The sequence below is a fragment of the Kurthia huakuii LAM0618 genome (assembly GCF_000505545.1).
In the GTDB taxonomy this organism is placed as follows: Bacteria; Bacillota; Bacilli; order Bacillales_A; family Planococcaceae; genus Kurthia; species Kurthia huakuii.
Window position 1 is genome coordinate 52,117 of sequence record NZ_AYTB01000013.1, and the last position, 17,029, is coordinate 69,145.

General features: G+C 38.4%; 11 protein-coding genes, 1 pseudogene and 1 CRISPR repeat array. Of the genes and pseudogenes, 10 read left to right on the top strand and 2 right to left on the bottom strand.

What is annotated here, in order from left to right:
• The first annotated feature begins 99 nt into the window (after positions 1-99).
• The 9 genes from V514_RS0110095 to V514_RS0110140 all read left to right on the top strand — a co-directional run bounded on the left by V514_RS0110095 (position 100) and on the right by V514_RS0110140 (position 14,358).
• Complete coding sequence (locus V514_RS0110095; protein ID WP_029499828.1) at positions 100-1,017, top strand: ABC transporter ATP-binding protein; 918 nt, start codon at positions 100-102, stop codon at positions 1,015-1,017.
• Positions 992-2,221 (top strand): ABC transporter permease, encoded by a 1,230-nt coding sequence (locus V514_RS0110100; protein WP_029499829.1) that lies wholly within the window; start codon positions 992-994, stop codon positions 2,219-2,221. The genes V514_RS0110095 and V514_RS0110100 overlap by 26 nt, the downstream gene beginning before the upstream one ends.
• Before the next feature lie 1,027 nt (positions 2,222-3,248).
• A CRISPR array of direct repeats spans positions 3,249-4,566; the repeat unit is 33 nt; unit sequence GTCTCACTCTTCATTGAGTGAGTGGATTGAAAT.
• Between the two features lie 467 nt (positions 4,567-5,033).
• Complete coding sequence (locus V514_RS0110110; protein WP_029499831.1) at positions 5,034-7,121, top strand: dynamin family protein; 2,088 nt, start codon at positions 5,034-5,036, stop codon at positions 7,119-7,121.
• Between the two features lie 15 nt (positions 7,122-7,136).
• Positions 7,137-9,377, top strand: a complete 2,241-nt coding sequence (locus tag V514_RS0110115) for a dynamin family protein (protein WP_029499832.1) — start codon at positions 7,137-7,139, stop codon at positions 9,375-9,377.
• Positions 9,378-9,391: 14 nt separating this feature from the next.
• Positions 9,392-11,659: a dynamin family protein gene (locus V514_RS0110120; RefSeq protein ID WP_029499833.1), complete on the top strand. Its 2,268-nt coding sequence runs from the start codon at positions 9,392-9,394 to the stop codon at positions 11,657-11,659.
• Positions 11,643-12,443 (top strand): hypothetical protein, encoded by an 801-nt coding sequence (locus tag V514_RS0110125; protein ID WP_029499834.1) that lies wholly within the window; start codon positions 11,643-11,645, stop codon positions 12,441-12,443. The genes V514_RS0110120 and V514_RS0110125 overlap by 17 nt, the downstream gene beginning before the upstream one ends.
• Positions 12,427-12,705, top strand: coding sequence for a hypothetical protein (locus V514_RS0110130; RefSeq protein ID WP_029499835.1), 279 nt, complete (start codon positions 12,427-12,429; stop codon positions 12,703-12,705). Before V514_RS0110125 ends, V514_RS0110130 begins: the two co-directional genes overlap by 17 nt.
• A gap of 19 nt (positions 12,706-12,724) precedes the next feature.
• Positions 12,725-13,672, top strand: a complete 948-nt coding sequence (locus V514_RS0110135) for a hypothetical protein (protein ID WP_029499836.1) — start codon at positions 12,725-12,727, stop codon at positions 13,670-13,672.
• Positions 13,673-13,818: 146 nt separating this feature from the next.
• Positions 13,819-14,358: a PadR family transcriptional regulator gene (locus tag V514_RS0110140; protein WP_029499837.1), complete on the top strand. Its 540-nt coding sequence runs from the start codon at positions 13,819-13,821 to the stop codon at positions 14,356-14,358.
• A 293-nt stretch (positions 14,359-14,651) separates the two neighbouring features.
• On the opposite strand, the gene V514_RS0110145 is transcribed toward V514_RS0110140, so the two are convergent.
• Positions 14,652-15,074, bottom strand: coding sequence for a hypothetical protein (locus V514_RS0110145; protein ID WP_029499838.1), 423 nt, complete (start codon positions 15,072-15,074; stop codon positions 14,652-14,654).
• Between the two features lie 81 nt (positions 15,075-15,155).
• Positions 15,156-16,403 carry a hypothetical protein gene (locus V514_RS0110150; RefSeq protein WP_029499839.1) on the bottom strand — a complete coding sequence of 416 codons (1,248 nt, stop codon included), beginning with the start codon at positions 16,401-16,403 and terminating at the stop codon, positions 15,156-15,158.
• A gap of 172 nt (positions 16,404-16,575) precedes the next feature.
• On the opposite strand from V514_RS0110150, the pseudogene V514_RS20000 reads away from it, so the two are divergent.
• Positions 16,576-16,970, top strand: a pseudogene (locus V514_RS20000) (DUF1572 family protein).
• Positions 16,971-17,029: the final 59 nt, after the last annotated feature.

Genomic DNA, 17,029 nt, shown 5'->3' on the forward strand with positions numbered 1-17,029 from the left:
CAGAAAGAAGGGACTTTTATCATAAAGTCCCTTTTTTTGTGTGATTATAAAGGGTATAGTGAAATAGAGCATGTTATTTTTTGAAGGAGGTATAAGACGATGACATTAGTACTGTCGAATGTCACAAAGAAATACCGTGACTTTATCGCAGTGGACCAGATTGATTTTACGATTAATCGCGGTGAGATTTTTGGTCTAATCGGGCAAAATGGTGCCGGTAAGACGACGACATTCCGTATGATTTTAAATTTGCAAGAGACAACCGAAGGCGAAATTTTATGGAATGGCAAATCGGTTAACCAATTAAATCGTGATTTTCTTGGTTATTTACCAGAGGAGCGTGGCATTTATCCACAAATGAAAGTAGAGGAGCAGCTTTACTTTTTCGGCGAGCTACATGGTAAAAAGAAAAAGGACTTAAAGCCGAAAATTGACTACTGGCTTGAGCGTTTTGAGCTAGAGGAAAAGCGGAAGGATAAGGCCGAAACGTTATCAAAGGGGAATCAGCAAAAGGTGCAGCTGATTGCAAGCTTTATTCACGAGCCTCAATTTTTAATTTTAGATGAACCGTTTAGTGGATTAGATCCAGTGAATCGTGAATTATTAATGTCTGCGATTGTTGAGCTCCGTGACAAAGGCGTGACGATTTTATTTTCGAGTCATCAGATGGACAATGTCGAGGAATTATGCGACCGCCTATGTATTTTAAAGCGCGGGAAGTCACTATTTTCCGGAGATTTACAGCAATTGAAACAACAATATGGCAAAGTTAATCTCCGCATTCGTACAACTATGACAAAATCGGAGCTTGCGGCACTTGATGGTGTAGAGCGCGTCCAGCAAACGAATGATGGCTATACACTACGTTTAAAAGATGAAACATATGGCCCGGCATTGTTTAAACGTATCGGACAGGGGCAGTATATCGAAAAATTTAGTATGGATTATTTATCACTTGATGAAATCTTTAAATTGAAAGTAGGTGGCACAGATGGACAGAACGCTGCTGCTCATTAAGCAAAACTACTTGCAAAAAGTGAAGGCAAAATCGTTTATTTTCATGACGCTACTTTATATGGCGGTGATTTTAGTGGCGGTCAATTGGTCATCGGTTAAAGATATCTTTTCAGGCGATGACAATGTGACGATTGCACTAATTGACGAAACGAAACAGTTAGGTGCGACATTCCCAGAAAAGGGTGATGTGCATTTTAAAGCGACGAGTGAAACGAAAAAGGCGCTTGAAAAAAAGGTCAAGGATGGCGATTATGACGGTGCGCTTATTTTAACAGGTAAGGATAAAAAATTAAGTGCGCAGTTTATTACGTACGAAGCACCCTCACTGACAACGCAGCAAACCGTCGAAACGTATGTTGATACGGCGAGTAAATTGTATGGCATTCAGCAGTTGAATTTATCGGCAGCAGAAGCGGAAACATTACTGAGCGCACAAACCGTTATTGACGAAGTGTCGCTAAAAAAAGATGACAGTAGTAAAAGTTCAGAAGCGAAAATGATTGGCATTGGCGTGTCATATGTGATGGGCTTTTTAATTTATTTATTTGTTATCACATATTCATCGATGATTACAACTGATATTGCATCGGAAAAAGGTTCACGCGTACTCGAAGTGTTGATGGCATCAATTCGTCCGAATCAACATTTGATGGGTAAAATTATTTCGGTATTTTTAATCGGCTTTACGCAAATTGTCATTCTCGTTGTGACAGCACTCGTTGGTCTCAAATTAGCGAAGGCAGATTTATGGTCATCAGTAGCGGATATGGCGAAAGATTTATCAGGCGCCTACATTTGGATTGTTGTCGCGTTTTTCTTATTAACATTATTATTATACTTAACGCTTGGCGCATTAATGGGCTCGCTCGTATCGAAAGTCGAAGAAGCGGGTCAAGCGACTATGCCTCTAATGATGCTCATGATGGCTGGTTTTTTCAGTCTAATCTATGGTATGACCAACCCCGATACCGTACTCGTTAAAATTTTATCGTTCGTACCGTTTACATCGGGCATGTTGATGCCACTACGCTATAGCTCGACGGATTTAAGTTTGAGTATGGCACTCATTTCGTTGGCGATTTTATTTGTAACATTGGCCGTGGTGTTTGTCGCGACCGTAGCACTTTATCGCCGCAGTGTGCTGACATATAGCACGGGTAGCTTGTGGACGAAATTTAAAAACGTTTGGAAATTTACAACGTAAAGAGGAAAGGAATCGCAGAAGCGGTTCCTTTTTATATTTGTATAATTTGATAATGTTATAAAATATTTTGATGTAGAGGAATTCTGTTGCTGATATGGAATGGCTAATGGTGAGGTGAATGATTTCGAAGCGGCTCTTTATTTTTCACACGCACATTCACGAATCGCTCATCAGAAAATAGCTAGGAGCCCAAGAAGCGTGTTTTGGATACAACATAATTGAAAATAAGTGCCAAACAAAGTCTATTTACGCACGAAAAAAAGGGATTTTAGTAAGCATCATGCAAAAAGCTGTCAACGTAAATTTTTATTTACGATAAAAAAACAAATGCTTGCAATTTTTAAGAAATCATTTTGTGCTGTTTTTGCCCGAAACAGGCCAAAAGCGGTCGATTTTGGCGCTCTGACGGTCGGTTTTCGCACGAAAAATTGCGCGTTTGAAAAAATGCTGTCATTTATTCAAAAAAATAAAAAATGCGACACGCTGCACTCGATCTAGCAAAGTGTTTGTGCGGAAAAAGCCCGTTATCGGTAGAAATGGGGTCAAAAATGAATCGTAACGGGCATTTTTTGTCCGCTTTTGAGGAGGCCACGTTACAAAGTTGTCGTAACTATCGCCACACAAGTAGTAGTTATTTGAGAAAATGACAACAATCAGCAAATGATTCGCTTTTTTCTAGGCGTATCTACTTAAACGTGACGCATATTCAGAAATATGTCGTATCGAAAACACGCTTCTTGAGGTGAGAGCTAATTTGTGAGAGGGGATTCGATTTTTAAATGTTACTTAGTGGAGGACTCATATTGCGAAAGCCATTTCTTCGGAAGAGGTTAGGAAAAAGAAGGCGTACATTGTATAATAGGTAAAAAGGTGCGAATAGGAAGCGCTCATAAAATCCCTAGTGTATTCGCACCCGTTTTTTAACTGTTTAAAGAAAGCAATCATGTTTGTTCTCTTTAAATAGAAAAAGTTTAGAAAGAAATAGTGAATTCATGATAAATTCAGCTGAATTTATTAAGCGTTCGCCGTCTCACTCTTTATTGAGTGAGTGGATTGAAATACTGGCGGCTATCATGTATCGATTCAAAAATCACAGTCTCACTCTTTATTGAGTGAGTGGATTGAAATTGCTTTTGCAGTTGTGCCGCAAGCATATTGTTCGTCTCACTCTTTATTGAGTGAGTGGATTGAAATCAAAAATAACACTAGCGGTTATCCAGGTGTAGGGTCTCACTCTTTATTGAGTGAGTGGATTGAAATTTTAGTGTCCCATTACCGACACCAAGGTTAGCTAGTCTCACTCTTTATTGAGTGAGTGGATTGAAATACTTCTGTGATTGGCGATTGCATTGTTAACGGTTGTCTCACTCTTTATTGAGTGAGTGGATTGAAATTGGATGTTCAATATAGGCTGGTGAAATTGTGCGTTTGTCTCACTCTTTATTGAGTGAGTGGATTGAAATACCCGACCATGCAATGCATGAATCTTGATTTTCGAGTCTCACTCTTTATTGAGTGAGTGGATTGAAATTCAACATCAAAGAATTATAATAGGTTTATCCTACCGTCTCACTCTTTATTGAGTGAGTGGATTGAAATAACTTTGATGACGTTTTTGCATAATGTGTCAACGTGGTCTCACTCTTCATTGAGTGAGTGGATTGAAATAGCAACCAGTCCGCTATCTAAGCCGCGCTCTGTTGTCTCACTCTTCATTGAGTGAGTGGATTGAAATCGAAGACAGGATTGTTGCAAAACACCGTTTTAAACAAGTCTCACTCTTCATTGAGTGAGTGGATTGAAATCATTGGAAATTTTCGGAAAGCAAAACTCTATCTTGTCTCACTCTTCATTGAGTGAGTGGATTGAAATAAGTAACTTCGCGCCGAGCGGGGCCATTCCGACTCCGTCTCACTCTTCATTGAGTGAGTGGATTGAAATCTCCATCGTGTAAATTGCTTTTCGTTCGAATTGTTGGTCTCACTCTTCATTGAGTGAGTGGATTGAAATGACATCTTCCTTGCTGTTGACGAAAAACGGCTCTAGTCTCACTCTTCATTGAGTGAGTGGATTGAAATATTAATAAATGAATAATAGGTAAGAGCATACTAGCGTCTCACTCTTCATTGAGTGAGTGGATTGAAATTAATACTACAGGTGTACCATCTTCGAGCACTAAAGTCTCACTCTTCATTGAGTGAGTGGATTGAAATTGCTTCAACTTTTGTTGTATCTGCATTTCTTTTGTCTCACTCTTCATTGAGTGAGTGGATTGAAATCACGTATTGTAGACTTGCTCGATTTGCGCCCGTGTCTCACTCTTCATTGAGTGAGTGGATTGAAATTTGATTCGATATAGCTTTGAAAATCTTTATATTATTGTCTCACTCTTTATTGAGTGACACGATTTATCAATGATTCGTGGCTTTTATAGTTAATATTACGATTCATAAAAGTACCCAAGAAAAAGTGTTATCGGTATGTAATAGCAGGATTGATTTTAATATAAAAAATAATTGCAGAAATTAATTATCTTTAAAAAATTTTTCGAATAATTTAAAATCAACACCGTAGTATTTTTTATACGGTGTCTTTTTTTCGCTCTTTTCGTCCGGAAGAACCTGTTTTTTTACAATAATATAGGACTGTTTGTTTTATTGGACATAGATAAACATACAATGGAAAAGTAAATTTAAAATATATTATTAATAAATAATGATATATAATTATTTCTGGTAAATAAAATTAGTCTTATGTAATTATAAAAATAATTCATTGATGAGTTCTTATATATAAGGAGATTTTTATTCAAATGAAAAAAATTATATCAAAAAAGCGTTTAAAGGGAATCATCCAGTCGTATATGGAGCGATATGATGAGGATCCCTTTTGGGGTGGTGAATTACAGTTTTTACAAGAGCGACTTCAAAAGATGGAGAGTAGCATCGCGGTTGTTGGGCAGTTTTCAGTTGGGAAATCGGCATTATTAAATGCGTTACTAGGTGAAAAATTACTTGCGACTAAAAAGTTAGAATCTACAAAAATATTGACGCGTATTCGCCACTGCTCGCAGATGGCTGATGCAAAGATTGTATTAACGTTTCAAAATCAATCAACGCAAAGTATTCCATTGACTAATGTTCAAGATTTGGAAAAATATACGACGTTTCAAGGGGATGCGGCATTTACAGATGAGTTGCGTTTTGTTGATTTATATTGGCCGGTGTCATTTTTAAATGAAGAATTGATTTTAATTGATACACCAGGAGCTAATTCCATTACGACAAGTGCCTTTCAAACAACGACTGAGCAGTTGCGTGAATCATCGGCAATTATTTATTTATTTTTAGGAACGAAAGGATTAGATTTACAAGATTATGAACTGCTAGAGGAATATTTGAAGCGGCAAAAGAAAATTTTCTTAGTCGGGACAAATCGAGATCAAGTGATGGATGAGCAGTGGGATGATGTAAAGGCTGATGTCATTCAGAAGCTAGAGCCGTATGATGCACTGAAAAATGTCGAGATTTTAGGGGTTTCTTCATTAGATGCATTAGAAGCGAAGCAACAGCATAATCAATCATTATTAGAACAATCGCATATTTTAAAACTAGAAGAAAAAATTGCGCAGTACATGGAAACGAGAGAATATGAACAAGCTGAATTGCAATCGATTCAGTATGACTTCGAAGAACTGAAAAAAGATATCGAGGCAGAGGAAGTTATTGCGCAACAAACGAAGGATATCGAAGAACAAGAGCGTCTGTTTCGTTTAAATCGCTTGCGTACGATTACAAACGGTCAATATGATGACGTGCTGCGTTATGGTGAAAAATATTTGAAACAACGAGATGTGCTAGTGGCGGAATTAAGTCGCCCGTATAAGGAATCGTTGTTAGTTGAAAATAAGAAAATTTTGGCGAAAGTCAAGAAAGCGTATAGTACGTTTAAAAAGACTGTGCTTGATATGAGGCAGTCGCGTTATGGATTGGCGCAGTTTGGTTTACAGGAGCTAAAAAATACCTATGTTGCGCATTTAAATAATGTCGAAGAAACGTATCAAACGTGGGATGTAAGTTTAGTGCGATTAGCAGAGCTGTTCCAGCAGGCTATCAATGAAAAAGTAAAGCAGGAAGATCAAGCATTTTTAGCGTTGTTGCGAGAAGTCGATGCACAAACTGAAATTAAATGGGATGATTTTGATTCCATTTTGAAAAATATTCAACTAAAGGAAATTTCGATTGCACATGATGTGAGCAATTTCCGCGCATATGAGCTCGCAAGTGACGAAAGTAAGCAACGCAATGAGGCTTTTACAACACAACTGAAAACGTTAGCGTCAAAAAAACAACACGAACAAAAACAAGCTGCAGCCGCCGAGCAACGTGTGAAAAAAGAAGCACGTGAACAGCAGCAGGCGCTCGGAAAACAGCCAGACCGAGAGGCAATTTATGAAACGAAAGGAGTATGGGTTTTTAAAAAAGAGAAATTTGTTGGGTATGATTATTCTGCTCAGGAACAGTGGCAAAGTGAAAGCGAAAAAATCCACCAGCAAAAAAATAAGGCGATGCAAAAAATCAATCAATTGAAACAGCAAAATGAACGTCAAATTAATCAACAAATCGCCAACGTTGAACAACAAAAAGATGATTTGTTTGAAGCTGAAAATGAAGCGACCGATGCTTTTTTAATGACGCTTTATAAAACGATTACAGAGCAAGCAGAAGAAATACAAAAGCTTCACGCAGAGCATACACATGAAATTAAGGCGCAGTGGCAACTCGTTGTCTCCGAGCAAGAAGAACAATGTTATGAGCATAACGGCGCCATTTTTGATGCCTTTAAGCAGTTTGTTGAGGATGCGAGAGAGCAGGAACTAACTAATTTAATCGTAAATTAAGAAGGAGTTAGAGAGATGGATTATAAGCAAAATTTTCAGGAGCGTAAGGAAGAATTAAATCGTTATTTTGTCAATGCGATTGAACTTGGTGCAAGTCTTCAACAATACAATGAAGTTGTAAACATTGAACAATTGGTTACAACGTTGCAAAGTCACCAAAAAAATTGGGAAGATAATCGTTTTGAAATTGTTGTTGTTGGCGAGTTTTCTACAGGGAAATCGACGTTTATTAATGCGCTACTGCAACGTGAAATTTTACCGTCAAAAGTAACACCTACAACGGCAACGGTAAACTTTATTCGTTCAATTGATGATTTAAAAGATCGTGAAAATGATGAGCCGGTAGCTAAAGTAGTGTATATGGCTGGGAATGAAGTAATCGTGCCCTATGAACAACTTGCAGATTATGTGACAGAGATGAGCCAACTAGAAGATGTTAGTAAAAATATTCATCATGTTGATTTATATGTGGATTCGCCGTATTTAAAAAATGGTGTCGTCATTGTCGATACACCCGGGTTGCAAGCGTTAAATCCAGCGCATGAAAAAATTACGCGTGCGCAAATTAAAAAATCAAATGCGAGCATTATTTTATTTAATATGGAGCAACAAGGGAAGCAAACAGAGTTTAAGTTTTTACAAAGTTTAAAGGAATCTATCGATCGCATTTTCTTTGTGTCGAATCGTTTAGATGCTGTGCCGCCTGAAGAAGTAGCGGAAGTGATTGAACAACTAGAGCGTACACTTGTAACGAATGACTATCAAACCATTCCTGCAGCAATGGCGAAAGTACATCCGGTGAGTGCATTAAAAGCGTTAAAAGCACGCGACCAACAAGTGAAAACGATGCACTGGGAGCAGAGTAGTGCAGCGCAGCTACTAGAAGAGTCGCGTTTTGAGACGTTTGAGCAACGTTTAGAGCAATATTTATTTGAAGGTGAGCAAGCGGAAGATTTTTTAGCGGCGCCTTATGAAAAAATTGAACAATTTTATACGGCCTTATTACAACAATTTAAAGAATATCAGGTGCATTTGGAAAGTAACGATAATTTAGAAGAAATCGAACAGCAATTTAAACGCGCGCAAGAAGAAGCCGAGATGCGCAACATGCAATTAAAGCAAGAAATTACACGTTTAAAAGGAACGTTTAATGATGTTGTACGAACGAATGAAAAAGAATACAATGCAGCAATCGAACAATTAGTGCACGATGTAAAAAATGATGTGGAAGCGATTGCGATTGTTGAGGATTTTGAAGATGTTGTGAACAGTGCCATGATGGATTTTAATAACTATTTCCAACAAGTATTCGATACAAAACTGCAAGATTTAGCAATGGAAATCAACGATGTTATGCGCAAAGAAATCAATGATTTTGAATTGAAAATTGAACATGATACGACGACAAAACAGCATCATATTCAAGTTCGGACGCAAGCTAGTCACGGGAAGAGCTATGAAGATGTTGTAAAGGAAACGGAATTGAAATTTGCGGAGCGTGAAGCAGAGTTGCGTGAAGATGCTGAACAGTTACGTGAAAAAATTCGCTTAGAAGCGGAATTACAATATATGCGTCAAGAGAAAAAGGATCAAGAAGCTAGTGCAAAAGATGATATGAGATTCCAAGAATTACTCATTAATAGTACACCACAAACGAAAGAAACGTATGGCACGATTAAAGAGCGTCGCTTCTGGTTTGATAAAAAGGGCATGGTTAGCGAAGATAATGAGAATTACGATCAGCTCGTGCGCGAAAAGCGTAATCTAAAAAAAGAACATGAAGCACAGCAAGCTGAATTACGTCACAAAGAAAAAGAATTAGTAATCGCTACTGGCCAAAATAATAGCAATTATAGCAATCATGAAGAATTGCGCGAAGAACGCCAAGAATTGCGCGAACAAAAAAATCGAGAACTTATGCATCGCTTAAATGAACAGTTGAAACAATCAGACCGCGAGCTGCAACAACAACGCCGCAAAGTGATGCGTGAACTCACAAATATTGCGACAGGTGCTAAACGTGACTATCGTGCATTTTTGCGTGGATTAGATACATTGGACATCGCGCAACAAAAAATTGATGATTATATTCAACGTCAAGATCGTCAATTAATTGAAGTGCAACAACGCGCGCTACGTTTAGAACAACAAAAAACAAACTCTGAAACAGAACGTGCCAACATTCATACAGAAATCGAGAACATTAGCCAAAAAATTGAACATGAACTGACAGCATTAGAATTGACAAGAATTTAAGGGGGACTGAAACGATGCTAGAACAAATTAAACAATTACCACTACAACCAGAGGACCGCGCTTTTATTAAATCGATTGAAGCACAAGCCAAACTAGAAAATGTTACGCTAGGTGTTTTTGGTTCATTTAGTGTTGGGAAATCGGCGCTGATTAATGAGTTGCTTGAACAACGTGGATTGCTACCAACGCATACGAATGAAACAACAGCACTACCAACGTATATTGTAGGTGGCGACACAGATTGTATTACAACGGTTTATTTTGATGGCCATGAGGAAATGATTACGCGCGAGCAGCTGCAACAATTAAAGGCAGGCGGCAACATCGAAAATATTGAATATGTACATATTCAATGCCAATCACCCGACTGGCTGACATCATTTACCGTGATTGATACGCCGGGACGCAATACGAAATATCAAGCGCATATTGATGCATCAGAGCAAGCATTGACTACATCTGACGCAGTTATTTACGTCATGCCATGGCAAGGGTTGACACTTGAAGATGTCGTTTACATTAAACATATTTTACGTTATCAACCTAACTTATGTTTTGTTATTAATAAAGTCGATGAAGTGAATGAAGCACAAGGCGTTAGTATAGAAGAATTGAAAATGCATGTCGCACAAAATTTACGTGAGCAGCTTGGGAAAGACTATCCATTATTCACCGTTAGTGCAAAGACGGGTTTCAATTTACAAAACTTTAAAGAAGGCTTTGTAGCAGACTTGAAAAAGAATGCGCAGGCAGTGAAAAAACAACGTTTACAACATGCACTGACACAATTTTTAAAAGATGAACAGCAACGTGTCTCACAACAAGTAGCGATACTAACAGAGGCATTATCACATGATGAAGCAGGTTTTGAAGATAAAAAGCGTGAACTAGCGCTACAACGTGAACAAGTTGAATTAGAAGTGAGTCAAAAAGTTTCGACGTTGCATAATGCATTAGAAAAGATTGAAATCGAGGCGGAAAGTTTTGTCAAAAAGCACTATCAGGAGCTTGAAAAACGTTTAATGAGGCTTGCAACGTCAGAGCTAGCTATTGATGAGTTAGTCGTTCAACTCGAAGACCAAATTGTAACAACACGTAACCTCGTTTTTGAACAGCTCCAACAGCGCGTGCAAGATGTGACAAATGAAGAAATTGCGAGTACATTACAACAGTTGAATTTAGAAGTAGCAGGCTTCCAACTTAGTGAACCAAATTTAGAGCAGCTAGAAATGCATTACGAGTTGGCAAAAAATAAACATATTAAGCGCATTGAAGAAACGCAAGAACAATTAAATATGATGTTGCCCGCTCAAAATAATGAAGCACAACGCCAACATTTAGAACAAGAAGTTCAAGAATTATCTAAACGAGTAGCAGAAGTGTTCGTTCCCAAAATAATTAAAGATCCAACATTTGATCCGGACCGTGCGAAAAAAATTGCGGGTGTAATCGGCTTCGTTGGCGATATTGGTGTATCAGTAGCAGCAGCCGTGGCAACGTCAGGAGCAACTGCCGCAGCACAAGTTGGCGGAAAATTAGCAGGGAAAGAGGCCGCCAAAGCAGCAGCTAAAGTGGCGCTTAAAAAAACAGCGACAGAATTAGCGGAAAAAACTGTTGTAGCAGGTTTGCAAGCCGCTTCTAGCGAGAAAAAAAGCGCTTGGGTAGCAGGTGCACAAGCGTTAGATAAAATGACAAGTCCAGTGCAAACGATTGCTACAAAAATTGGTACACAAATCGATGAAGGACGCCAACAACCTGAGAAGGAAGATTTACATCATCGACGAGCTTTTTTTGCTAATAAGTTACAAATTGAAACAGAGCGTGATGAACGCCTTGCTAAACTGCACGACATGGAAGAAAAAGCGACAGCAAATGAACAATTACAACAACAATTGACAACGAAGCGTGAAAAATTGAAACAACAGGCTGAAACAAAATTAGCAGATTTAGAAAAAGCTTATGAACAAGAAAAAATTAGTACATTACAACAACATCGTGCATCAGCCATCTCGCAACATATTACAACCGTGCTAAAAGACGAAGAACAACAATTAAACGAATGGTTTAACTTACAATTTTCGAGTATGTTACACGTCATTAAACAAATGGTCCCAGCACAGTTTGATGCTCAACTAGATGAATGGCACCAACAATTGACGGCTTTAGAACAATTGAAAAACACCGATTTAAAGGCGGTTGAAACACAGTTAGCTGCACAACAAACAACGCTTGCAGAGATGAACAAATTAATCGAGGGTTCTTTGTATGAACTACACAGCTGAGGCGATTATTTGGCTTGCAACACAACTCGATCGTATGCCTATATCGACTGAGGTGTCATTATGGAATGCTATTCGACAAGAGGAAGCGCCACAACACCGTTTTGCGAATGATGAAACATTGCGTGTTTACATAACGGGGGAGCCTGAAGTTGTGTATGGACAGACTGATTTATTTCACACAATACCATCAAAAACGCAGCCTATCGATGTTTTTGAGCAAAACCCTACGCATCGTTTAAACGAATGGTTGGCGATTACATATGTGCCACCACAAGCGGTAGATGTGAACAGTCCGTATAACGTGACACTTTTCGTCAAGGATCGTTTGCCGCGATGGTCGCGTGAGCTATTGTTGGCGCAGAAAATTTGTCGTGTTGTATCGACCGTGCCAATTCGTACACTAGAACGTTTTAACGGCGTACATCAAGTGGTGTTAACAGACTTTGATTATGAGCAATTAATGATGGATATGTTACCTGCTAGTCCTAAAAAAAATCGCACAACTGCACCACAATTATATCCAACAGTTCCAAAGCATCACACATTAAAATTATTAAATTCTAATAGTGGACAGCAAGAAGAAAGTCATTTGATATTAGACAGCATCGCAGTAGACATGCTCAATATTTATTGGCTGCAAAATCGACCAGTTATTTCAGATTGGATGCCTTATTTATTAAGGGAAATTGATGCGTTTTTAATGATTAAACAACAGCATGGCCATGATTTAAATAACATCATTCAAAAATTAGAACGGTGGGGAGCTCGTGACAAACTTAATTGATGTAGAACGTACGTATTTAGCGTTGAAACATTTAGTATTAGAAAAAGTTGCGGTGTATTTTCCGCAATGTTTAGTCGAAACAACGACATTTCTTGAAGATATTGATAAATCCTCAATACATGAACGAACATTATGCGCTGCACAGCTATTAAATAAAATCGAGCAGAGTACAAGCAATCATGAGTGGCTTCAAGCAAAGCAAGTGTTAGAGGAGCAACAAGTTAGCCACGCAACGATTGCACAATTAGAAAAATATATGTAATAAGAAAAGAGGAATTCATGTGAGTCAATCACATACAGTAACATTGCCAGTAGGTTTAGGGCTGTTTGCATTATTATTGACGCCTATTGCACAACAAGCAGCAATCGCTTATAGTGCGATTGCTTTAGGTGTTGTTTTTTTAATACTCGCTTTTGTATCACAAGCAAAACAGCAGCAACACCGCACATTAAAATTACAAGCGCTAGAACAATTAGTAGAAAAATCGCAATTAGATAATCAGAAGCTATTAACGACGACACAAACATCTCAAATGACCGTTGAAGAGATGCTGCAACAATTTTTACCTAGTTATCAGCAACAAGCAGTAAGTAATGCAGAAAAAATAAATCAAACATTAGAACAATTAGTGAATGGCGTAAACGATGGCAATCAAGTTCGCGAAACATTGACGATGGCTTTAATTACAGATACGCGTAATTTAGCGGCAGATGTATCCGCCATTCTTGATGAAATGCAAGCTGGTTTCGACCGCCTTGACGAAACGATGACACAACTAGACAATACGACACGCGACAGTATAGAAGATTTACGGGATTCGATGGATGATACGACTTCAAAAATATCGGACAGGATTTCTAGTGTAATAGAGCAAACAAAAGAGGCTGACGAAGCATTAGTAGGAAATTTAACGGCAGCATTTAATGACGTTTGTGCCGAACTTCAGCAAACGGCGACAATGTTTGAAACAAATGTAGTAGCACAAACGGCGGCAACAACCGAGCAAGCTAATCAATTACAACCAATTATCCAAACAACCCAAGCAACGACGGAACAACTGGTTTCGCATACAACTGATTTTTCTATGAAATTAACAGAACAACTCCAACAGCTAATGATAATGAATCGTCAATTAATTGACGCGACAACGGAATTAGCAGATTCAAAAAGTGCGGAACGGAAACGGCTATTAAACGTACAGAAAAAATTGTTAGAAACATTTTCATAAGCAAATGCAAAAAGGAATCGCCCTTCTTCGTGTGATTCCTTTTTTTATGTTAGCGTGGGGCAACATGCGAAATATACCGCATGAATAATATTTTTAAAAAGAGGGTACTGCCAATTAGATATATCATGAAAATAGGAGGGTTTTTGTTGAAAAGATATAATGCAACTACTTACGCCATCCTTGGATTGCTGACGACGCATTGTCGTACCGGCTATGATATAAAGCGAATGATTGATACGAGCTTATCGCATTTTTGGAGAATAAGCTATGGACAAATTTATCCGTCTTTAAAGTTGTTAGTAGAAGATGGTTTACTAGAACGTCATTCGCCAACAATTGATCATAAAGTGGAACGTGTTGAATATCGATTGACGTTTGCTGGGCAACAAGCTTTAAAGGAGTGGTTACATGAGCCAATTGAGAAATTTTCGTATGAAAAAAATGAAGTGTTGTTGCGGTTATTTTTAAGCGATGACGGAGATACCGCAACCATGATCCAACAAATCGAAAAATATCGCTCTGTTCAATATGAGCGACTTGAAACGTATAAGTTGCTCGAGCATAGTTGGCATATGGGCACGGTGACGACACAAAAGAAGCGAGCATTAATGACACTATCATTTGGTAAAAAAATCGCACGTACCATCATAGAATGGTGTGACGAGGCGATTGCACAATTAACATAGTAGCAGAGAGGGCGCAACTGCACTGTTATTAAATAATATCCTCTTTTAAAAATAGTACAAAAGTAAAATTAAATACAACATATCAAGGCATATATAAGCTACCCTAATATTCTTGTAGTCACTGTCTTTATCAGAATTTAAACAGAATGAAGCGAGATGAAGAATTTTTTCATCTCGCTTTTTTGTACCTAGATATAACTAATTATGAAGCAACACAACTTCAACATTAAAAAAACGCAACCACCTGGTATTACTATCAGATGGCTGCGCTTTTTTGTGTTATTTAATTGAATTTACGGCATTAACACTTCTGCAAATTGTTGTGTGACCGTTTTTTCCGGGTTGATAGTAATTAATAAGTCGCCGCTTCGCGGGTGTACAATACTCGTTTGATATTTATTAGACTGTGCATCTGCATGCCAGCCGATGCGGTATATTTCATTTGTCGTATCGTCATATGTAAGGGCGATTTTTGCGATGTCACATGTTTGTTGAATGCGATCGAATGGCAGCGTACGCTCACCTTCTAAAAATTCGTTAACATACGACTCAAAACGGTTTGCATTGTGGTAAAGAAAGACGCTCACGTTTTGCACTGTTTGTTCATTGTTGTGTTGTTCAACATCGTCAAAGTGCATCATACGGAAATCATCTGCGTCAAAATGAAGGCTTTCGCCATTTTTTAAAATAAAATCAAAGGCTGTAATTTGTTTCATGAAATTCCACTCTTTCTTTGATAAAGATAGTCTTAGCATAACATAACACAGACCCTTGGTATATACGGCTTTTGGGCAGTTTTACTCGCTACGCAAGCGGCGCTCTTTTACGAGTAACCAGCTGACAAAAATGGTCATACAGCCACTAAAAAGTAGTGTCAAAATAGGCAATGTCGTTGGAATAAGTGCATGCATGAGCTGTGGTAAATCGACGGTACGCTGCCAGGCGATACTAACGATGATTGCGACAATCATTAGTTGAATCGAAATTCCACCGAGGCGATAAAAGCGATTTTTAATAAGCAGTGATTCATCTTTTATCGTGATGGCTGCGACGTCATAATAGGTGTGATTTAACTGCGTTGAAAGTTTTGTATGACAGAAGCCGACACCGATAGCGACAACAGGCAGTAGTGGTGCATACAGCAGCCCCCAGTTACATAGTAATAGCAGTAACAGCAGTAGATTTTTTGAAGGTTTTATTGGTAGCGCAAAGGCCAGCAAAAGACCGATAATGTACGGAATATAGATCATATAAAGCGAACCGGCCGTAACCCAATGTTCAAAAACGGTTGTCATAAAGAAAAAGGCAACGAATAAACCATCTGCATAACTATAAAGATGCAGATGAATTGGAAACGTACAAACGCTGCGCCAAGCATACCAAATCGTTACACAAGTTAATGCAAATAATAACAGTAACACGATTGTTGAGAAGAACGTTTGCCATTCTACAGTACGCGCAAATTTTACGATAAATAAGGTGACACTGAGCACAATAAATGCGGCAATTCCTGTATAACGTAGCGCCTGTTTTGTATAAGGTACGGTATCGTTCATAATTTTTACCGGCAAAAAGAGCAGGAAAAAGAATGCGAGTCCGAGCCATAAAAAGGCGAATGAAAATTGCTTTGTTGTAAGTGCCGGTAATAAAATAATGAGCCAGCAACATGCAGGAATAATCGACCATAAAATAGGGCGTTTTTTCGCGTTTTTCTTTTGTTTTAAAATCGTATTATACGTTGGAAGCAATACGCTACAACATAACCCAAATAATAACGCTGAAATGTTTAGTACCGCGGGATATTTCGGTGCGGCAATGCCGAGGATAGACCCCGCAACAGCACACAAAATCAACCATTTAAATAATTGCGTCGTTTGGATTGTAGAAAATGTATACCAAAAAAATGCGCCGGTATATTTGGCTGTATAAAAAATAAGCAGCGGCAATAACCCAAAAAGTGGCTGCGTCGTTTGCGCACCAATAATTAGGAACACCGCATAAATAATATAAACGATGAGGTTCATAAATGCATAAGCATAATACATGCAAACACCCCTTAAACAGTTATGTAAGTAGCTACAGCATAACATATTGTCGTTTATTTTTTTGATGAAAAAGGGTAAAGAATTCTAGGGGGCGATGAATTTGCTATGACAACTTTATTTAACAGCGACAATTGCTCGCTTTGAGAAGTCAAAAAACTTGGCCGAAAAGGCGATGGCACAATTAACATTTCATGAATTGTGTACGAAGCCATCTCGTGAATCCAATAGTATTGCAACGATCGTGAAGCATATGCATGGCAATATGTTATCGCGTTGGACAAACTTTCTAACCGAAGACGGCGAGAAGGCTTGGCGACAGCGCGATGCAGAATTTAGTGAGCTTTATACAACGCGCGCCGCACTTAAACAAGATTGGCATTGCGGTCGCTTGATGAAGTAGCGCTTAGCCAAATGATTACGATTCGTCATGAGGAAATGACAGCGCTTGATGCGATTCAGCGTCAGGTCGATCACTACGGTTATCATATCGGCCAAATTGTTTACATCGCAAAATGGTTGAAGGATGGGGCATGGCAAAATTTAAGCATTCCTAAGAAGAGTGAGTGAATCAGTAGTAGCTAATATGTATATTTGGTTAATTGGATAAGATAATAATTGTATAAAAC